Source organism: Planomonospora parontospora, from assembly GCA_014647935.1.
Lineage (GTDB): Bacteria > Actinomycetota > Actinomycetes > Streptosporangiales > Streptosporangiaceae > Planomonospora > Planomonospora parontospora.
Map to the genome: position 1 here is coordinate 23,524 of BMQD01000036.1, position 18,720 is coordinate 42,243.

Below are 18,720 nucleotides of genomic sequence, written 5' to 3' on the forward strand. Positions count from 1 at the left end.
GGCCCCTATGACGGAACGGGTCGTGGGAATCGGGGCCGGAGCCGCCGGGGTCGGTGCCGGTGCCGGTGCCGGTGGCGGCAAGGAGCTCGCGACCGAGGACATGGTCCTCAACATCGGCCCGCAGCACCCGTCCACGCACGGGGTGCTGCGCCTGCGGCTCACGCTGGACGGCGAGCGGATCAGCGCGGCCGAGCCGATCGTGGGCTACATGCACCGCGGCGCGGAGAAGCTGTTCGAGGTCAGGGACTACCGGCAGATCATCATGCTGGCCAACCGGCACGACTGGCTCTCCGCCTTCGCCAACGAGCTGGGCGTGGTCCTGGCCGTGGAGCGCATGCTGGGCATGGAGGTCCCGGTCAGGGCCGTCTGGGCCAGGACCCTGATGGCCGAGCTCAACCGGGTCCTCAGCCACCTGATGTTCCTCGGCTCCTACCCGCTGGAGCTCGGCGCGATCACCCCGGTCTTCTACGCGTTCCGGGAGCGCGAGACGCTCCAGGCCGTGATGGAGGAGATCTCCGGCGGGCGCATGCACTACATGTTCAACCGGGTGGGCGGGCTGAAGGAGGAGATCCCGGAGGGCTGGCTCGGCCGCGCCTCCGGGGCGGTCGAGGACGTGCGGCGGCGGCTGCCCGACATCGAGGACCTGGTCGTGGGGAACGAGATCTTCACGGCCCGCACGCGCGGCGTCGGCGTGCTCTCCCGGGAGCAGATCATGCAGTACGGCGTGAGCGGTCCGATCGCCCGCGCCTCCGGGGTGGACGTCGACCTGCGGCGCGACGACCCCTACCTGGCCTACGGCGAGCTGCCGGTGAAGGTCGTCACCCGCTCGGCCGGTGACTGCCACGCCCGGTTCGAGGTGCTGCTGGAGCAGGTGAAGGTCTCCCTGGACCTGGCCGACGCCTGCCTGGAGCGGCTCCGCGAGCTGCCTCCAGGACCGGTCAACCAGCGCCTGCCCAAGGTGCTCAAGGTGCCCGAGGGCCACACCTACGCCTGGACGGAGAACCCTCTCGGCATCAACGGCTACTACCTGGTCTCACGCGGCGAGAAGACCCCGTGGCGGCTGAAGCTCCGCTCGGCCTCCTTCAACAACGTCCAGGTGCTGCGCGAGATGCTCCCCGGTCACCTGGTGGCCGACATGGTGGCGATCCTCGGCTCGATGTTCTTCGTGGTCGGAGACGTCGACAAGTAGCGTGCTCCGTGGCCGGGGAGACCGCGAGCAGCGGCCGGGCGTCCGGCGCACCCCCGGATCATCCCCGGCGGTCGGGGGCGGCGTCGGGGTCCTCCGGCACCCGGCAGCAGTGCTCCAGGTAGAGCGCGGCGCAGACCAGCGCCACGCAGCCGAGGAACGAGCCGCCCGCGATGAAGAAGTCGCGGCGCGGCGTGTCCTGGTCGAGCAGTCCGGCCGCGTAGAACGCGAACCCGGCGAAGACGCCCGCGAAGACGGCGCCGCCGTACGCCGAGGCCTTGGCGAGGGCGACGAGGCGGGCCACGGCCAGCGGCTCGACCGGCTTGGTGCCCGGCTTGCGGCGGATCCTGGCCCTGGTCATCCAGCCGGTGTGGGCCTCGCCGAGCGCGAGCAGCAGGACCGTCGGGATCGCCGTCCAGGGCACGGCCGGGATGAACTGGTAGACCCGCTGGAGCACCGCCCAGGTCAGGATCGCGAAGACGACGGTGAGCCCGGCGAGCACGCCGGGACGGCTCGGCGTCACGCGGGCCCCCGCAGGGTCAGGTCGGCGCGGAGCCGTACCCCGGTCTTGTCCAGCCCGGCCAGCAGCTCGGCGACCGGCGTGCCGCCGAGCGTCGCGTCTGGGTCGGCCTGCAGCCACGGGACCAGCACGAACGCGCGCTCGTGCGCGCGGGGGTGGGGGAGGGTGAGCTCCGGGTCGCCGGAGACGACCTCGCCCACGCTGATCAGGTCGACGTCCAGGGTGCGCGCCCCCCACCGCTCGGTCCGCACCCGGCCGAAGGCGTTCTCCGCCTCCTGCGCGCGGGCGAGGAGCTCCCGGGGCGTGAGCGAGGTCTCGGCGACCGCGACGGCGTTGAGGTAGGGGCCCTGCTCGGGGCCGCCGACCGGGTCGGTCTCGTAGACCGGGGAGACGGCGACGAGGTCGAGGCCCGGCGTGGCGGCGAGCGCGTCGAGCCCGCCCTGCAGCGTGGCGAGCCGGTCGCCGAGGTTGCCGCCCAGCGCCAGCACGGCCCTCATGCCCGGCTCCGGGTGATCGTCACGACCACGTCGTCGAACGGGAGCGGGATCGGGGCGGCGGGCTTGTGCACGCTCACCTCCGCCGCGGTGACGCGTTCGCGGGCCAGGCACACGTCGGCCAGCCGCTGGGCGAGGGTCTCGATCAGGTCGACGGGCTCGCCCTCCACGACCTTCACCAGATCCTCGGCGAGCTCGCCGTAGTGCACGGTCTTGGTGAGGTCGTCCGCCGCCGCGGCGGGCGAGGTGTCCAGGAAGAGGGTGACGTCGAGGACGAACTCCTGGCCGAGCTCCCGCTCCGCCGGCAGCACCCCGTGCCGCCCCCGGGCCCGCAGGCCCCGCACGCTGATCCGGTCCCCGGCCACGGCCCCGTCTGCGGCTCCGGTCACGACACGCCCTCTTCCCCGTCCTCGTCGTCCTCGGTCTGCAGCACCGGTGAACCGTGGTGCAGCCAGAGCCGCCACCCCTCCGGCGTCTTGACGAAGGTGTTGCTCGCCACCACCTTGCCCGCGGCGAAACTGGAATCACCTTCGTCGCCCGCGGTGAGGATGTTCTCCTCGCAGGTGAGCACGGCGACGTCGCCGTGGACCATGACGTTCACGTCCGTCAGCACGAACTGGATGTAGGGGGTGTTGGCCATGATGAGCGCCCAGGAGCGCAGCACCTCGGCCCGGCCGGTCACGATCGGCCAGCCCGGGTGCACGCAGCCCACCTGCTCGGCGCCGGTCTCCTCGGCCCAGATCTCGGTCATCCGGTCCAGGTCGGCGTTCTCGATCGCGGTGTAGAACGCCTGGTTGACCGCCTCTATGGCGGCGGTGTCGACGCTCATGCTCTCGCTCCCTCGACTGCTGCGACCACGCGGACGGCGTCCGCGTTCGGGCGTACGTCGTGCACCCGCACACACCATGCTCCCGCCCGCGCGGCGAGGGCGGTGACGGCGAGCGTGGCGGCGTCGCTGTCCCCGAAGGGGCGCGGGGCGCCGTCCGGCCCGGCCAGCAGGCGGCCCAGGAAGCGCTTGCGGGAGGCCCCGATCAGCAGCGGGCGGCCCAGGCCGGCGAGCCGCTCCGTCGCGGCGACCAGCGCCCAGTTGTGCTCCGGGTTCTTGGAGAAGCCGAGCCCCGGGTCCAGGACGATCTGCTCCTCCGCGACCCCCTCGGCCAGCACGGAGGCCACCCGCTTGGCGAGCTCGTCGCAGACCTCGGTCACCACGTCGCCGTAGACGGCCCGGCTCTGCATCGTGTGGCTGTGGCCCCGCCAGTGCATGACCACGTAGGCCACGCCGGAGGCCGCCACGACCCTCGGCATCTCGGGGTCGGCCAGGCCTCCGCTGACGTCGTTGACCAGCCTCGCGCCCGCGTCCACGGCGGCCCTGGCGACCTCCGCCCGCATGGTGTCGACGCTGACCGTGACGCCCTGGCGGCTCAGCTCCCGGATGACCGGCTCGACCCGCGCCAGCTCCTCCTCCAACGACACCCGCGCCGCCCCGGGACGGGTGGACTCGCCGCCCACGTCCACGATGTCGGCGCCCTGCTCGACGAGCTCCAGGCCGTGCCGGACGGCGGCCGACCGGTCGAACCAGCGGCCGCCGTCGGAGAAGGAGTCGGGGGTCACGTTGACCACGCCCATCACCAGGCAGCGCCCCTCGTCCGGCAGGCCCGGGAGGGTACGGCGCCGCGCGTCGCCGCCGGGGGGCCGGTGACCGCCGCCTTCCCGCGGGTCCGGTGGTGCTGTCCCGTGCGGTGTGGTCATGCGGCCAAGCCTAGGTGCTCGCGCACGCCCGGCCGGGGCGTGGGTCCACCTCTCCGATAACGAATCAGCAGACCCACCCGATCAGCGGAGGATCAGGGCCATCGCCTCGGCCCGGGTCTTCTCGCTGTCGCGGAAGCTCCCCCGGACCGCCGAGGTGGTGGTCTTGGCGCCGGGCTTGCGCACGCCCCGCATGGTCATGCAGAGGTGCTCGCACTCGATCACCACGATGACCCCGCGGGGCTCCAGCACGCGCATGAGCGCGTCGGCGATCTGCGAGGTCATCCGCTCCTGCACCTGGGGGCGCCGGGCGTAGACGTCGACGAGGCGGGCGAGCTTGGACAGGCCGGTCACCTGGCCCTTGTCGTTCGGGATGTAGCCCACGTGGGCGACGCCGTGGAACGGGACCAGGTGGTGCTCGCAGGTCGAGTAGACCTCGATGTCGCGCACCAGGATCATCTCGTCGTGGTCGACGTCGAAGACCTTGGTCAGCACGTCCTCCGGGGTCTGGCCCAGCCCGGCGAACTGCTCCGCGTAGGCGCGGGCCACCCGGGCCGGGGTCTCCAGCAGGCCGTCGCGGTCGGGATCCTCGCCGATCGCGATCAGGATCTCGCGGACGGCCCTCTCGATCCGGGCGTGGTCGACCTGGAGGGGCAGGGGGGGCTCCACGCTCAGTTCCCGTCCCTGGCCGCGGTGTCGGGATGGCCGGCGCCCGCGGGGAGCGCGCCGTTGCCGGACTGCTCCTTCGGGGTCAGGATCGGCGGGCGGTTGGAGGGCAGCCGCTTGCCGTACCCGGAGTAGGACGGGCGGTGCTCCTTGACCACGACCGGGGCGAAGATCTGGAGGACCATCTCGCGGGAGAGGGTCTCCTTCTCCATCAGCTCCAGCACCAGGTTGTCGAGCACGTCGCGGTACTCGACGAGGATCTCCCAGGCCTGGTCGTGCGCGGACTCGATGAGCCTGCGCACCTCCTCGTCGATCGTGGAGGCGATCTTCTCGGAGTAGTCGCGCTCGTGGCCCATCTCGCGGCCGAGGAAGACCTCGCCGTTGCCGGTGCCGAACTTGCGGGCGCCGAGCTGCTCGCTCATGCCGTACTCGGTGACCATGCGGCGGGCGATGGAGGTGGCCTTCTCGATGTCGTTGGAGGCTCCTGTGGTGGGCTCGTGGAACACGAGCTCCTCCGCGGTGCGGCCGCCCAGCAGCATCGCGAGCTGGTCCATCATCTCCGAGCGGGTCGCGAGGAACTTGTCCTCCATCGGCAGCGTCATCGTGTAACCGAGGGCGCGGCCGCGGGACAGGATCGTGATCTTGTGGACCGGGTCGGAGTTGGGCAGCGCGTGCGCGACCAGGGCGTGACCGCCCTCGTGGTACGCGATGATCTTCTTCTCCTGGTCCGACATGACGCGGGTCTTGCGCTCCGGGCCCGCCATCACGCGGTCGATGGACTCCTCCAGGAGCTCCATCGTGATCAGCTTCTGGTCCGCGCGGGCGGTGAGCAGCGCAGCCTCGTTGATCACGTTCGCCAGGTCGGCGCCGGTGAACCCGGGCGTCCGGCGGGCGATGATGTCGAGGTCGACGCCCTCGGCGAACGGCTTGCCGCGGCCGTGCACCTTGAGGATGCCCTTGCGGCCCTCCAGGTCGGGGCGGTCCACGGTGACCTGGCGGTCGAAGCGGCCCGGCCGCAGCAGCGCCGGGTCGAGGATGTCGGGCCGGTTGGTCGCGGCGATGAGGATCACGCCGCCCTTGACGTCGAAGCCGTCCATCTCGACGAGGAGCTGGTTCAGCGTCTGCTCGCGCTCGTCGTGACCACCGCCGAGACCGGCGCCGCGGTGGCGGCCCACCGCGTCGATCTCGTCGATGAAGATGATCGCCGGGGCGTTCGCCTTGGCCTGCTCGAACAGGTCGCGGACGCGCGAGGCGCCGACGCCGACGAACATCTCGACGAAGTCCGAGCCGGAGATCGAGTAGAACGGCACGCCGGCCTCACCGGCGACGGCCCTGGCGAGCAGGGTCTTGCCGGTTCCGGGCGGGCCGTACAGCAGGACGCCCTTGGGGATCTTCGCCCCGATCGCCTGAAACTTGGCCGGGGCCTGGAGGAACTCCTTGATCTCCTGGAGCTCCTCGATGGCCTCGTCGGCGCCCGCGACGTCGGCGAAGGTGGTCTTGGGGGTGTCCTTGGTGATGAGTTTGGCCTTCGACTTGCCGAAGTTCATCACCCGAGAGCCGCCGCCCTGCATCTGGTTCATGATGAACAGGAAGAGCAGCACGATGAAGACGATCGGCAGGAAGCTGACCAGCAGGCCGAGCAGGAAGTTCTCCTGCGGCACGTCGGCGGTGTAACCCTCCTTGACGCTGCCGGCCTTCTTCTTCTCCTCGAGGAGGCTCATGATCTGGGCGCCCTGACCGTCGACCCAGGGCGACTGGATGCGGTTCGTCTCCTTGCCCGCGACCCTCACCGGATTGACGAGCGTCAGCTCCGCCCGCTGCTCCTTGTCGACGACCCGGGCGCTCTTGACGTTCCCCGCCTGGATCTGCTCCATCAGCAGGGAGGTGTCGGCCTTCGTGTAGTTGCCGTCACCGCTCCACATCGTGCTGACGAGCACGAGCAGCACGACGATGCCCAGGATCCACAGCAGTGGCCCACGTGTAAATCGCTTGAGATCCATCCGATGCGGAACCCCGGCGGGCCCGTCCCTTCCTGACCAAGGCCTGGCAACCCCGGGCGGAACCCGGGGTTCGCGGTATCCCTAACCGCTCCCCCTGACTACCCAGAGACGGCGTGAAACCACCTCTCGGTCGTCCGAAGGTACACCGGCGCGGCGCGCGGGGTAACCGCCCGCACGACACCGGCTCTGCCTTACCAACGTACGTCAGGCGGGTCCGTGTTCCCCGAAGCTCCGAACAATGTGGCTTTCCAGCCGATTTCGTGCTAGCGCGCTTCGCCCACGGCGTATTTTCAGCTTGCTCCGTAGACGTGCGGCGCAAGAGTCCCAATAAAGGGTAGATTGCGATATTTCTCCGCATAGTCCAGGCCGTAGCCGATCACGAACTCGTTCGGGATATCAAAGCCGACATAACGGACATCAATCGGCACCTTGATCGCATCGGGCTTGCGCAGCACCGTGCAGATCTCGACGGAGGCCGGGTTGCGCGACTTGAGGTTCTGCATCAGCCACGACAGGGTCAGGCCGGAGTCGATGATGTCCTCGACGACCAGCACGTGGCGGCCCGCGATGTCGGTGTCCAGGTCCTTCAGGACGCGGACCACGCCCGAGGACTTGGTGCCCGCGCCGTAGGACGACACGGCCATCCAGTCCATCTGCACCGGCACGTGCAGCGCCCTGGCCAGGTCGGCCATCGCCATGACCGCGCCCTTGAGCACGCCCACGATCAGCAGGTCCCTGCCCTCGTAGTCCTCGTCGATCCGGGCCGCGAGCTCCTTGATCTTGGCTTGGAGCTCGTCCTCGGGGATGAGGACCTTCGAGAGGTCCTTGCCCATGTCGGCTGCGTCCACCTGGGTCTTCCTTACGGGAGTGGCCTGCTGTCCGGGTCGCCGTCGTCCCCTCGTGGGGGATCTGCGACGAATATCAGGGTGCCACACCGCCGGACCGCGCCGATCCCCCCGGGTACCCCCACCGACCGCTGCCCCCGCCAGGCCGTGACCAGACGCTCCACCTGGAGGATGTGCCAGGCCGAGAGCGCGCCGGGCGGCGCCCCGGCGGTGATCGCGGCCCGCCGCAGCACCCGCCGCCGGACCGCCGCCGGCAGCCCCTCCAGCACCGGTACGGCCAGCGCCACCCCCTTCGGGATATCGCTGAGAGCGCAATCACCGGCGGCCGGGCCGCGGTCGCCGGCGGCCGGGTCACGCTCACCGGCGACCGGGTCGCGCTTACCGGCGGCCGGGTCACGCTCGCCGGCGACCGCCCGCCCGTAGGCCTCCTCCGCCCACGCGTCCAGGGCGTCCGCGTCGTCCCGGCACAGGCCCGCGGTGCGGGCGAGCGCTTCCGCGACGCCGGGACCGAGCTCGTCCTCCAGTGCCGGGAGGAGCCGCGTCCGGACCCGGACCCGGGCGTAGCGGCCGTCGAGGTTGTGCGGGTCCTCCCACGGGACGAGCCCGAGCGCCGCGCAGGCCGCGACGGTCGTGCCGCGCCCGAGCTCCAGCAGCGGCCGCCGGTAGATCCCCGTCCGCGCAGGCATCCCCGCCAGCGAACGCGTCCCGCTCCCCCGCGCGAGCCGGAGCAGCACGGTCTCGGCCTGGTCGTCCCTGGTGTGCCCGAGCAGCACGGCCGCCGCCCCGAGTCGCCCGGCCGCCTCCGACAGCGCCGCGTACCGCGCCTCGCGCGCGGCGTTCTCCGGCCCGCCGGACGTCCCCACCGTGACCGTCAGGACCTCGACCGGATCGAGGCCGAGCGGGAGCCCCGCCACCTCGGCCGCCTGCCGCGCCGAACCGCTCTGCAGCCCGTGGTCGACGGTCAGCAGCCCGGCCCGCAGCCCCGCCCGGGGCGCGGCGAACGCGAGCCCGGCGGCCAGCGCCAGCGAGTCGGCGCCGCCGCTGCACGCCGCCAGCACGAGGTCGCCGGGCTCCAGATCGGCCAGCGAGAGCCGTACGGCGCGGCGGACGTCGGCGACGGCGGGATGCGGACCCATCAGTTACATGGCGACGCTGCGCGTCGCGGCTCGGGGGCCGGTAACCGCCGTCTTCCCTCGTCACTCATCCGCTGCGCTCCTTCGCTCCTCAGTCCAGACGCCGGAGCCCTCTCGCGGAATCAGTCGGTGATCTCGGCGGCGGGGAGGGCGGGGGCGTCGAGGACGCGGGCGATCCAGCGCTCGGGATGGGAGATCTCGTCCTGGCTCGGGAGGGTCTCGGGGGAGGTCCAGACCTTGTTGAAGCCGTCCATCCCGGCGCGGTCGACGACGGCGCGGACGAAGGCGGAGCCCTCGGCGTACTGCTTCATCTTGAGGTCGATGCCGAGCAGCTTGCGGACCGTGCGGTCGAGGCGGGAGCCGCCCTCGCGGCGATGGTGGAACTTGGCCCGGATGTCGGCGACCGAGGGGACCACGCCGGGTCCGACGGCGTCCATCACGTAGTCGCCGTGCCCTTCGACCAGGGTCATCACCGCGGTGAGGCGGTCGAGGATCTCCTTCTGCTCCGGCGTCTGGATCGCGTCGATGAGGTTGCCCTCACCACCCCGGACCGCGTCGGCGACCGCGTCCGCGGCCGAGCGGAGCCGGTCGAGGAGCGTGGGGAGGTCCAGGTCGGAGGCGAGCAGGAACTCGGTCATCTGGTCCCGGACGTACGCCCGCAGCCAGGGGACGCCGGTGAACTGGACCCGGTGGGTCTCCTCGTGCAGGCAGACCCAGAGGCGGAAGTCGCCGGGGTCGACGCCCAGCTCGCGCTCTGCGTGGACGATGTTGGGCGCGACCAGGGTGAGGCGGCCGACCGGCGCCCGGCCGGAGGGGTCGGGCGGGAGGAAGAGCTCGTACTGCCCCAGGACCCGCGAGGCGAGGAAGGCCAGCACCGCGCCGACCTCGACGCCGGTGATGCGGGAGCCCACCGCGGTCACGACCGCCGGGGTCTGCCCCTTGCGGGCGGCCATCCGCTCGGTCAGCGGCTCCAGCACCACCCGGAAGCCCTCGACGTTGGCCTTGATCCAGCCCGGCCGGTCGACGATCGTGGCGGGCTGCGGCGCGGTCTCGGTGTCGATCCTGGTGAACTCCCGGACGTGGCCCTCGGCCACCCGGGACAGCCGCCGCAACTCGGCGACCGCCTCCCGCGCCTCCTCCCGGCTCACCTGCGGCCCGGGGCGCACCAGGCGCGTTCCGGTCGCTACGGCCAAGTCCCAGTCGATCACCTGCATACCGTCCACCGTACGTGCTGCTCTCCCGGACCGCGCGGATTACCCGCCACGTACGGTTCCGGCTCGTCTGCCCGGGGCGTGCGGTTCGGTCCGCCCGCCCGCCACGTGCGGTTCGGTCCGCCCGCCCGCCACGTGTGGTTCGGTCCGCCTGCCCGGGGTGTGCGGTTCAGTCCGCCGCGGAGGCCGCCACGGTGGCGGCCAGCCGGTCGAGGGCCGCCTCGGCCTTGCCCCAGCCGGGCGGGACCTCGTCGGCCAGGAAGGCGAACGCCACCAGCCGGCCGCCCTTAGTGGTGGTCAGCCCGGCCAGCGTGCTGACCCCGTCGAGGGTGCCCGTCTTCGCGCGGACCAGGCCGTAGGCGGAGTCGCTCTCGCCGAACCGGTGGCCCAGCGTCCCGGTGAACCCGGCGACGGGCATGCCGCTGACGATCGGGTGCAGCCGCGGGTTCGCGGGGGAGACCGCCAGCGCGAGCAGGCGTGCCAGCGCCGCCGGCGCGATGCGGTTCTTCGGCGACAGGCCGCTGCCGTCGTACACCCGGATCCCCTCGGCCGCGCCCAGCCTGGCCAGCACCTTGTGCACGGCGGCCGCGCCGCCGTCGAACGAGGCGGGCTCGCCCTCCTTGATCGCCACCTGCCGGGCCAGCGCCTCCGACAGGTCGTTGTCGCTGAGCGTCAGCGCCCGCTCCACCAGGGCGTGGACGGGCGCGGAGTCGACCCGGGCGATCTCCTCGGCGCCCGCGCCGGCCCTGGCCCGCCTGGCCGTCCGATTGGCGGCCTTGACCCCGTGCTTCGCCAGCAGCGAGACGAACGCCGCGTGCGCGGTCCTGGAGGGGTCGGAGACCCGCTGCCTGCTGCCGCGGGCGACCCTGCCCTCGTCGACCATGAGCGCCGTCACCGGGGCGGCCTGCCCCTCGGGCAGGTAGCCGGGCTTCCAGCTGGCGGCGGTGCGGCGGCCGGTGTAGAGGCCGTCGTCGTAGGCCACGGTCACCTTGGTGACGCCCCCGGCCTTGAGGGCCTCGGCCGTACGCGAGGCGAGGGAGGCCAGCGACGCGGGCCGGGGGTAGACCGAGGGGTCGATCTTCCCTGCCGTCAGGGTCGGGTCGCCCCCGCCGACCAGGATGATCGAGGCCGGCGAGGAGCCGCGGACCACGCGGGTGCTCAGCCTGGCGTCCGGTCCCAGCGAGGCGAGTGCGGCGATCCCCGTGACGATCTTCGTGGTGGAGGCGGGGGTGATGCCCCGGTCCCCGCCGCTGGCGAACAGCGTCTCGCCGCTCCGCACGTCGACCACCGCGGCTCCCACGTTCTCACCCAGTGCGGGGTCCCCCAGCGCCCTGGTGAGCCGTTCTGCCAAAGTAGTCTTGGCCGGGAGAGGTCCGTTCCCGCCCGCGGACAGGACCGGACCCGCGGTGACGACGGGGACGGCCACCGGCTCGGGCGAGGCGACCGGCCGTGCCTCCTTCTCCACCAGCGCGTCGCTGGCGAGCAGGTGGGCGCCGGCCGCGACGGCGAACAGCTGCAGCATGACGAGAGTGACCAACGCCACCCACCGATCACGCCGCATCATGTCGCCGGCCTCTCATCGATCCTCAGTAACCAATTACGCCTACGAGACATTAACGCCCGACCGGGACTGCCCGGGGGCTTGAGCGGAGGAACCGCGGTGGAGTTCGACGTTCTCGTTGAGATTCCCAAGGGACAACGGAACAAGTACGAGGTGGACCACAAGACCGGCCGGATGCGGCTGGACCGGATGCTCTTCACCTCCACGCAGTACCCCGCCGACTACGGCTTCATCGAGGGCACGCTCGGCGAGGACGGCGACCCCCTCGACGCCCTGGTGCTGCTCCAGGAGCCGACCTTCCCCGGCTGCCTGATCCAGTGCCGCGCGGTGGGCATGTTCCGGATGACCGACGAGAAGGGCGGCGACGACAAGGTCCTGTGCGTCCCCGCCACCGACCCCCGGATGGAGCACATCCGCGACATCCACCACGTGCCCGAGTTCGACCGCCTGGAGATCCAGCACTTCTTCGAGGTCTACAAGGACCTGGAGCCCGGCAAGTCCGTCGAGGGCGCCAACTGGGTCGGCCGGGTGGAGGCCGAGGAGGAGATCGTCCGCTCCATCCAGCGCGCCAAGGACGACGAGAACGGCGGGCACGGGGAGCACTGAGCCCGGCGTCCGCACGGGTCAGGTGGGACGGGTCGCGCCGACGAGGTCACTGCGCCAGATCGGCGCGATCCGCACGACGTCCCCGGTGCGCGGGGCGTGGACCATCATGCCGCCGCCGATGTACATGCCCACGTGGTGGATGTCGCCCGGATTGCGGGTGATCCGGCCGAAGAACACCAGGTCGCCCCGGCGGAGCCGGTCGAACGGCACGTGCGGGCCCGAGGTCCACTGCGTGCCCGTCCAGTGGTCGAGCCGGACTCCGACCCGCTCCCACGCCCGCATGGTCAACCCCGAGCAGTCGTAGCTGCCCGGCCCGTCCGCCGCCCAGACGTACGGCTTGCCGAGCTGGGTGAGCGCCCAGTCCGCGGCGATGTCGCCCCGGGCCGAGGAGCCCGGGCCGGACGCCCAGCCGGAACCGTCTCCTCCGCCTCCTCCGCCGTCCCCGTTGCGGACCCCGTTGCGGGCCCGCTCCCGCCGGAGCGCCGCGCGCCGCGCCCGCTCCTGGGCCGCGCGCTCGCGGGCGATCCGGGCCCGTTCCAGCGCCTCCGCCCGTTCTCTGGCCAGCCGGTCGGCGGTACTGCGCGCCGCGTCCGCCCGCCGCTCCAGCACCGCCCGCTCCACCGCCAGCCGGCGGGTCTGCGCGACCTGCTCGGCCACCGCGCGTTCCGCCGCCGACTTCGCCGCGTCCGCGCGCTCCGCCGCCGTCCGCCGCTCGGCGTAGGCCTCCGCCGCCTGCTCCTGGAAGACGACGAGCACCTCCCGGGCGTCGCGCAGCTCCCTGAGCCGCGCAGCCTGGCCGCTGCCCACGTGGGCCATGACGCTCATCCGCTGCAGGTAGCCCGCGTCCGCGCCACCGCCGCCCGCATCGGCCATCAGGCCCATCATCGGGTCCATTCCGCCGTAGCTCTGGGCGGCGAGCGCAGCCACCGCCCGACGGGAGTCCTCCACCTGGGCGCCGGCCGCACGGACCTGCTCGTCCGCCCGCCGCTGGCGCTCCTCCGCCTGGGCCAGCCGTACCAGCTCGCCGTTGTAGGCCTCGATCAGCTTCTCCGCCCTGGCCGTCAGCCCCTCGAGTTCGGCCTCGGCCTCGGCGAGCAGGGCCGTGGCCGCGCCGAGCCGCCTGTCCTGTTCGCGGGCCTCGGCGCTCGCACGGGCCACCTCGTCGGCGGACGGGCCGGGGCTGCCGGGCGCGGCGTCGGCCGGGAGGCCCGCCGCCACGAGCAGGGCGCAGACCAGACCGGCCACCACGGTGGCGCCGCGGCGCCGCTTCTCGACGGACTGCATGCATCACCCTCCTGGACCGCCGCACGCCTCCGCGGCGTACGGCGCCAGCCAGGATCACGCTCCGTCACTCTTCGAACAAGCGCGACAGGCGCGCTGTAATCAACCCAGGTAATCAGCAAGGACAGAGAAGACGTTGTATTCACCTGTCCGGGACGGAGACCCGCGAAGACGGGCATCGCCGAGCCGGAGTCGGTCCCGCGGGTTCGCCGTCCCGGAAGGGGCGGCCGACTGCGCGGGCGTCTCCGGACCGGAGCGGTCTCACGGGTTCGCCGTCCCGGAAGGGGCGGCCGACTGCGCGGGCGTCTCCGACGCGGTCGGCGTGGCCGACGTGTCCGGGGTCGGCGGCGGGGTCACCGGGGCGGGCGGTGTCGTCGCCGGCGTCGCCGGCGGGGTCGACGGCGGCTTCGGTGCGGAGGTGGACGGCGAAGGGGCCGGCTTGGGGGTCGGGCAGGGCTTGGGGCCCGGCCGTCCTCCCTGGTGGTCGCGGGGCGGCTGCGCCGGAGCGGTCGGCCTCCCCGCCGGCGGGCCGTCCGGGGCCGGAGGGGCGGGCCGCCACGAGGGCCCCGCGGGGCCGGGCCGGTCGGGGCGGTCGGGCCTCACCCCCGGGAAGAACCGGCCCGGCAGTGCCTCCGGCCCGGCCGCGCCCGCCTGCTGCCCGGTGCCCGCCTGCCGCCCGGTGCCTGCCGGCCCCGTGGGCCCGAGGGCGTGGGCGACCAGCTCCGGAGGAGCGGACTCCAGGGCCATCGGGCGCTCTCCGGCCTCGGCGCTCCACGGCAGGCGCACGCCCGGAGCCCCGCCCGCCGCGGGGAGGACCCCGGAGGCGATGCCCGATGGCTCCCCGCCGGGGCCCCCGCCGAAGTTGACGAAGATCATGGCGATTGCGGCCGCAGCCGCGACCGCAGCCGCCGCACCGGCCAGCGCGCGAACCCGGCCAGGGTCCCGGCGAGCCCTCGCGGGGGGAAACCCGGCGGCGTCGAGGACGCCGATCCGCCCGGCGGCGTAACGGCGGTAGGGGACGAGCTCGGGGTCGGTGAAGCAGCTCATCACCCGCACGCGCACGGTGTCCGGCAGGGGCACCCCGGGCAGCAGGTCGAAGACCTTGACCGCGGAGATCTGCCGGGACCGGTGCGGCGTGCAGGTGTCGCACCGGTTGACGTGGGCGACCATCCGCTCGCGCGTCTCCGGCGTGAGCTCACCGGAGAACCCGCCCAGGATCTCCGCCCGCTCCACGCAGTCGTAGGGCCCCTTGCGGGCGAGGAACTCGGCGGTCACCGCGTCGCGCAACCGGTCCTTGGCGGATTCGAGCAGGCGCTCGGCGTCCCGGTCCGGGATCCGCATCACCGCGGCGGCGTCGGCGACGTCCAGGCCGTGCCGGGCGACCAGCTCGAGGATCTCGCGGTCCTCCTCCGACAGTCCCCGGACGGCGTTCCAGGCCACCACCCCCAGGTCGGCGTCGCCGCCGCGCGGGACGGGCAGCTCCTCGGTCGCCGCCTCCCCCTCCCGGCCCTCCGCGGCCGCGCGCAGCCGCAGGCACTGCTCGCGGGCGAGGGCGTACAGCCACGCCTTCAGCCGTCCGGCGTCGGCGAGCACGTGGACGCGGTCCTCGGCGGTGATCAGGGTGTCCCGGAGTGCCACCTGGGCACCGTCCGAATCACCCAGCAGGGACCGGCAGTAACGGTAGACACCCTCGGCGTAGGAGTCGTAGAGCGCGGCGAGGGCGCCCGCATCACGGGCGCGCAGGGCTTCGACCAGGACGCTGTCGTTCATGTAGCAGACGGTAATAGCGCCGTAACTGCAAGTTCCACCGGTTCCCGGAAGACACGGCAACCGTATTCAGAATGTTAACAACCCCTGCAAAAAATGCCGCATTTCGCACATTCGTAAATCTTAGTTAATAGCCATTTGCCGGAATTAACGGTCACGGGGTGGCGGTCTCCCCCGGCAGGGCCCGCCGCCCCCGGTCCTCCTCGAACGGGGAGGTCGTCGGCTTGACGGTGTGCACCGGGACCGCGCCGCCCAGCGCCAGCTCCTCGTACGGCCGGCTGCTCGACCCCCACGTCCGCGCCACCACCTCGGCCCCGGCCACCTCGCCGGGGTCGGCGACGCTCTCGATGTCCAGCAGGAAGCGGCGCCTGCGGTTCTCCCGGACGTCGTCCACGAACGTCGTCCCGCCGCCGAGCAGCCGGCCCGCCGAGTCGCGCAGCAGCGCGGTCACCGCCAGGGTCCCCGCGGGGAGCCGGTACGGCGTGCCGACGTACCCGGTGACCAGGTAACCGCCGTCCTTCGGCCGCCCGGTCCGCACGCCGGAGACGGGGAACGGCTTGAAGGCCGAGACGATGCGGCCCGCCCTGCGCCACTCGGCCGGGCGGTAGCCGATGGTCACCTTCGCGGGCTTCTTCACCGCGAGCGCCTGCCCGGTGAAGGCGAGCGACCCCGCCGGGGGCACCGCGTCGAGCGGCTGCTCCATCCGGACGACCTCCTTGCCCCGGGCGTCCAGCCCCACCACCGTGACGACCACGTGCTCGCCGAAGTGCCAGGGGTTGGGGTTGGCCAGCACCCCGGCCCAGTTCACCACGTACCCGTCGTGGCGGTCCTCGCTCCGGACGACCGAGGAGACCTCCTCCGCGACCGTGAGCGCCCGGAGCTCGGGGGCGTCGTCGTCCTGCCTGCGCTCGCTCGCGCAGCCGGTGAGGAGGATCAGGGTGAGGGCGCCGAGGACGCCGGCGGTTCGGGTGATGTAGGCCACCCAGCCGTCATAGTCCCCGGCCGCGCGTGTCCTCCCCGGACACGCGGGGTTCAAGCGAACTCTTTAGCCCCGCTGCCGCAGACCTTGCCGATCGGCCCGGCTCCGGCGGACCCGCCGAGCCTCCGATCGCGGGACCGGCCGAGCCTCCGATCGCGGGACCGGCCGACCGGGGACTGGCCGACCGGGGACCGGGGATCGGCTGACCGGAGGCGCCGGCCCCCGCCCGCCGGGACGCCGGCCCCTGCGCCGGGCACCGGCTCAGCGCTTCCTGACGACCCGGCTCTCGTCCCAGACCGGCTCCGGCGCCTCGTACACCCTTCCGTCTGAGCCGAAGACCAGGTAGCGGTCGAAGTCCTCGGCGAACCACCGGTCGTGGGTGACCGCGACCACGGTCCCGTCGAAGGCGTCCAGCCCCTGCTGCAGCGCCTCGGCACTGGCCAGGTCCAGGTTGTCGGTCGGCTCGTCCAGCAGCAGCATCGTGGTCCCGGACAGCTCCAGCAGCAGGATCTGCAGCCGTGCCTGCTGACCTCCCGACAGGGTCTCGAACCGCTGCTCGGCGATGGTCCCGGCCAGCTCGTAGCGGGCCAGCGCCTTCATCGCCTCGTTCTTCAGCCGCGCGTGCTCGGTCATGACGATCTCGCACGGGGTCCGGCCGAGGAGCTCCGGCCGGGCGTGGGTCTGCGCGAAGTGCCCGGGGACGACCCGCGCGCCGAGCCTGGCCGTACCCGTGTGCCGGACGTCCTCCCCGGCGAGCAGCCGCAGGAAGTGCGACTTGCCGGAGCCGTTGGAGCCCAGCACCGCGACCCGCTCGCCGTACCAGATCTCCAGGTCGAACGGCTTCATCAGGCCGGTGAGCTCCAGCTGCTCGCAGATCACCGCCCGCTTCGCGGTCCGGCCGCCCTTGAGCCGCATGCTGATGAGCTGGTCCCTCGGCGCGGCCTCCGGCGGCCCCGCCTCCTCGAACTTCCGCAGCCGCGTCTGCGCCGCGTGGTAGGCCGCGGCCATGCCGTCGTTGTACTTCGCCTTCTGCTTGAGCATGTTCACCAGCCGCTTGAGCTTGGCGTGCTCCTCGTCCCAGCGCTTCTTCAGCTCCTCCAGGCGCTCGTTGCGCTCCCTGCGCGCCTGGGCGTAGCTCCGGAATCCGCCGCCGTGCACCCAGACGTTCCCCGACTCGACGGTGACGATCCGGTCGGCGGCGTTGGCCAGCAGCTCCCGGTCGTGGCTGACCAGCAGCACGGTCTTGGGCGTCTCGCGCAGCGCCTGCTCCAGCCAGATCTTCCCCGGCACGTCCAGGTAGTTGTCCGGCTCGTCCAGCAGCAGCGTCTGGTCCGGCCCGCGCAGCAGCGCCTCCAGCACCAGCCGCTTCTGCTCACCGCCCGACAGCGTGTTCACCTCGCGGTACTTGCACCGGTCGTACGGCATGCCGAGCGCGGCCATGGTGCAGGCGTCCCAGAGCACCTCGATGTCGTAGCCGCCCGCGTCGGTGTAGTCCGTGATGGCCTGCGCGTAACGCATCTGGGCCTTCTCGTCCTCGCGCTCCATCATCACGAGCTCGGCGGCCTCCAGCCGCTCGGCCGCCTGCCGTACGCGCTCGGGGGCGACGCTCACCAGCAGGTCGTACACGCTCCGGCCGTCGCGGATGCCGCCGATGAACTGCCGCATGATCCCCAGCCCGCCGGAGCTGACGACGCTCCCCTCCACCGGCTGGAGGTCCCCGGCGATGAGCCGCATCAGCGTCGTCTTCCCGGCGCCGTTCGGCCCGACGAGCGCCGCCTTCACGCCGTCGCCGACCCGGAAGGACACGTCGTCCAGCAGCGGCCTGCCATCCGGCAGGACGTATGTCAGATGCGCGACCTCGACGTGTGCCACAGCACTTCCCCCACTCTCAAGTCCTCGCGCAGGGTACATGCGGTTTCGTGTGTCGGCATCCGGATTTTCCACCGGTACGGCGAGCGTGGAGATCAGCTCTCCGCTCGATTCGCTAGCGCCGGGCTGACCCAGGAGAGACGCCACGGCAACCTCCGCCTCATCCGCGCCGACAACCGCCGAGCCGGAAGCACGCCGAGAGCATGCTCATCCAAGCCGGTCGGCACATCGAACTCGCCTGCAGCGGCGTCGAGACAGATCCCACAGGGGCCTGCCAACTCGTCTACGACGCCTCCCGGAAAGCCCTCGCGTCGATTCTGGAGAACCAGGGAGTACGTGCCACAAGCCGCGGTGGGCACCTTGCGGTGCTGGACGCGGTCACAGCTCAGCTGGATCCCCCGCTCGGGCAGGCGCTCCGCTCCTTCGACCGGATGCGCCGTCGCCGCAACAGCGCCGAATATCCGCGTCCCGACACCCCGGAGATCGCTCCCGCCGACGTCATGCAGGACATAGTGAAAGCCGAGCAGTTCATGGCTCTCGCCATCAAGGTGCTGGACCAGATGAGCCCGTACTGAGCCGCTCCCGCGGCCGACCACGCGAAAACACCGGCATCCCAGGAGACATGGCGACCACGTGGGACTGACCGACCTCGGCGTGACCCACGGCGGTTCCCGCTCTGCTGAACGGGAACGGCGTCCTACAGGCGCGGCGTCAGCCGGACCGGCGGCCTGCTCCAGGTGATCGGCGAACCACGGCACGGCGGGAGCGCCGTACGGCCCGCCGTCCGCCGAGGGCTCAGACGGTGAAGCCGCCGACCAGGTCGCGCAGGGAGCGGCTCATGCCGGCGAGTTCGGCG

General features: G+C 72.4%; 18 protein-coding genes. 3 read left to right on the forward strand and 15 right to left on the reverse strand.

The window, feature by feature from the left end:
* Positions 1-7: 7 nt before the first annotated feature.
* Entirely contained in the window at positions 8-1,189 is a 1,182-nt protein-coding gene (locus tag IEZ07_RS32125; RefSeq protein WP_191898248.1) for an NADH-quinone oxidoreductase subunit D, read from the forward strand.
* A gap of 58 nt (positions 1,190-1,247) precedes the next feature.
* Here the strand turns inward: IEZ07_RS32125 and IEZ07_RS32130 are convergent, their stop codons facing one another.
* The 11 genes from IEZ07_RS32130 to dacB form a co-directional block, all read right to left on the reverse strand.
* Positions 1,248-1,709 carry a DUF3180 domain-containing protein gene (locus tag IEZ07_RS32130; protein ID WP_189237473.1) on the reverse strand — a complete coding sequence of 154 codons (462 nt, stop codon included), beginning with the start codon at positions 1,707-1,709 and terminating at the stop codon, positions 1,248-1,250.
* Entirely contained in the window at positions 1,706-2,203 is a 498-nt protein-coding gene (gene folK, locus IEZ07_RS32135; protein ID WP_191898249.1) for a 2-amino-4-hydroxy-6-hydroxymethyldihydropteridine diphosphokinase, read from the reverse strand. Before folK ends, IEZ07_RS32130 begins: the two co-directional genes overlap by 4 nt.
* On the reverse strand, positions 2,200-2,589 hold the full coding sequence (gene folB, locus IEZ07_RS32140) for a dihydroneopterin aldolase (protein WP_373868900.1): 390 nt from the start codon (positions 2,587-2,589) through the stop codon (positions 2,200-2,202). The genes folK and folB overlap by 4 nt, the downstream gene beginning before the upstream one ends.
* Positions 2,586-3,029: a nuclear transport factor 2 family protein gene (locus IEZ07_RS32145; RefSeq protein WP_068902496.1), complete on the reverse strand. Its 444-nt coding sequence runs from the start codon at positions 3,027-3,029 to the stop codon at positions 2,586-2,588. The genes folB and IEZ07_RS32145 overlap by 4 nt, the downstream gene beginning before the upstream one ends.
* Complete coding sequence (folP, locus tag IEZ07_RS32150; protein WP_068902494.1) at positions 3,026-3,826, reverse strand: dihydropteroate synthase; 801 nt, start codon at positions 3,824-3,826, stop codon at positions 3,026-3,028. Before folP ends, IEZ07_RS32145 begins: the two co-directional genes overlap by 4 nt.
* 204 nt (positions 3,827-4,030) lie before the next feature.
* Complete coding sequence (folE, locus tag IEZ07_RS32155; protein ID WP_444544039.1) at positions 4,031-4,615, reverse strand: GTP cyclohydrolase I FolE; 585 nt, start codon at positions 4,613-4,615, stop codon at positions 4,031-4,033.
* A 2-nt stretch (positions 4,616-4,617) separates the two neighbouring features.
* Positions 4,618-6,612, reverse strand: coding sequence for an ATP-dependent zinc metalloprotease FtsH (ftsH, locus tag IEZ07_RS32160; RefSeq protein WP_191898250.1), 1,995 nt, complete (start codon positions 6,610-6,612; stop codon positions 4,618-4,620).
* A 290-nt stretch (positions 6,613-6,902) separates the two neighbouring features.
* The gene (gene hpt, locus IEZ07_RS32165) at positions 6,903-7,460 is read right to left on the reverse strand and encodes a hypoxanthine phosphoribosyltransferase (RefSeq protein ID WP_068902488.1); all 558 of its coding nucleotides are present in this window, start codon (positions 7,458-7,460) and stop codon (positions 6,903-6,905) included.
* An 11-nt stretch (positions 7,461-7,471) separates the two neighbouring features.
* On the reverse strand, positions 7,472-8,596 hold the full coding sequence (gene tilS, locus IEZ07_RS32170) for a tRNA lysidine(34) synthetase TilS (protein ID WP_204054664.1): 1,125 nt from the start codon (positions 8,594-8,596) through the stop codon (positions 7,472-7,474).
* 116 nt (positions 8,597-8,712) lie between these two features.
* Positions 8,713-9,804 (reverse strand): Rv3626c family coenzyme F420 biosynthesis-associated protein, encoded by a 1,092-nt coding sequence (locus IEZ07_RS32175; protein ID WP_191898252.1) that lies wholly within the window; start codon positions 9,802-9,804, stop codon positions 8,713-8,715.
* A 166-nt stretch (positions 9,805-9,970) separates the two neighbouring features.
* A complete protein-coding gene (gene dacB / locus IEZ07_RS32180; protein WP_239320814.1) occupies positions 9,971-11,344 on the reverse strand; it encodes a D-alanyl-D-alanine carboxypeptidase/D-alanyl-D-alanine endopeptidase in 1,374 nt (457 codons plus the stop codon).
* Between the two features lie 117 nt (positions 11,345-11,461).
* On the opposite strand from dacB, the gene IEZ07_RS32185 reads away from it, so the two are divergent.
* On the forward strand, positions 11,462-11,968 hold the full coding sequence (locus IEZ07_RS32185; RefSeq protein ID WP_068902481.1) for an inorganic diphosphatase: 507 nt from the start codon (positions 11,462-11,464) through the stop codon (positions 11,966-11,968).
* A gap of 18 nt (positions 11,969-11,986) precedes the next feature.
* On the opposite strand, the gene IEZ07_RS32190 is transcribed toward IEZ07_RS32185, so the two are convergent.
* The 4 genes from IEZ07_RS32190 to IEZ07_RS32205 form a co-directional block, all read right to left on the reverse strand.
* The gene (locus IEZ07_RS32190) at positions 11,987-13,252 is read right to left on the reverse strand and encodes a C40 family peptidase (protein ID WP_191898253.1); all 1,266 of its coding nucleotides are present in this window, start codon (positions 13,250-13,252) and stop codon (positions 11,987-11,989) included.
* A 258-nt stretch (positions 13,253-13,510) separates the two neighbouring features.
* Positions 13,511-15,019: a sigma-70 family RNA polymerase sigma factor gene (locus tag IEZ07_RS32195; protein WP_191898254.1), complete on the reverse strand. Its 1,509-nt coding sequence runs from the start codon at positions 15,017-15,019 to the stop codon at positions 13,511-13,513.
* A 151-nt stretch (positions 15,020-15,170) separates the two neighbouring features.
* Positions 15,171-15,998, reverse strand: a complete 828-nt coding sequence (locus tag IEZ07_RS32200; RefSeq protein WP_239320853.1) for a hypothetical protein — start codon at positions 15,996-15,998, stop codon at positions 15,171-15,173.
* A gap of 258 nt (positions 15,999-16,256) precedes the next feature.
* On the reverse strand, positions 16,257-17,867 hold the full coding sequence (locus IEZ07_RS32205; protein WP_191898255.1) for an ABC-F family ATP-binding cassette domain-containing protein: 1,611 nt from the start codon (positions 17,865-17,867) through the stop codon (positions 16,257-16,259).
* A gap of 200 nt (positions 17,868-18,067) precedes the next feature.
* Here IEZ07_RS32205 and IEZ07_RS32210 point away from each other — a divergent pair, with 200 nt between their 5' ends.
* Positions 18,068-18,439 (forward strand): hypothetical protein, encoded by a 372-nt coding sequence (locus IEZ07_RS32210; RefSeq protein WP_191898256.1) that lies wholly within the window; start codon positions 18,068-18,070, stop codon positions 18,437-18,439.
* Positions 18,440-18,720 lie beyond the last annotated feature (281 nt).

Coding starts and splice junctions, on each gene's coding strand:
- IEZ07_RS32125 (WP_191898248.1), top strand. CDS start 8: ATGACGGAACGGGTCGTGGGAATCGGGGCCGGAGCCGCCGGGGTCGGT.
- IEZ07_RS32210 (WP_191898256.1), top strand. CDS start 18,068: ATGCTCATCCAAGCCGGTCGGCACATCGAACTCGCCTGCAGCGGCGTC.
- folK (WP_191898249.1), bottom strand. CDS start 2,203: ATGAGGGCCGTGCTGGCGCTGGGCGGCAACCTCGGCGACCGGCTCGCC.
- IEZ07_RS32195 (WP_191898254.1), bottom strand. CDS start 15,019: ATGAACGACAGCGTCCTGGTCGAAGCCCTGCGCGCCCGTGATGCGGGC.
- IEZ07_RS32145 (WP_068902496.1), bottom strand. CDS start 3,029: ATGAGCGTCGACACCGCCGCCATAGAGGCGGTCAACCAGGCGTTCTAC.
- IEZ07_RS32190 (WP_191898253.1), bottom strand. CDS start 13,252: ATGCAGTCCGTCGAGAAGCGGCGCCGCGGCGCCACCGTGGTGGCCGGT.
- folP (WP_068902494.1), bottom strand. CDS start 3,826: ATGGGCGTGGTCAACGTGACCCCCGACTCCTTCTCCGACGGCGGCCGC.
- ftsH (WP_191898250.1), bottom strand. CDS start 6,612: ATGGATCTCAAGCGATTTACACGTGGGCCACTGCTGTGGATCCTGGGC.
- IEZ07_RS32175 (WP_191898252.1), bottom strand. CDS start 9,804: ATGCAGGTGATCGACTGGGACTTGGCCGTAGCGACCGGAACGCGCCTG.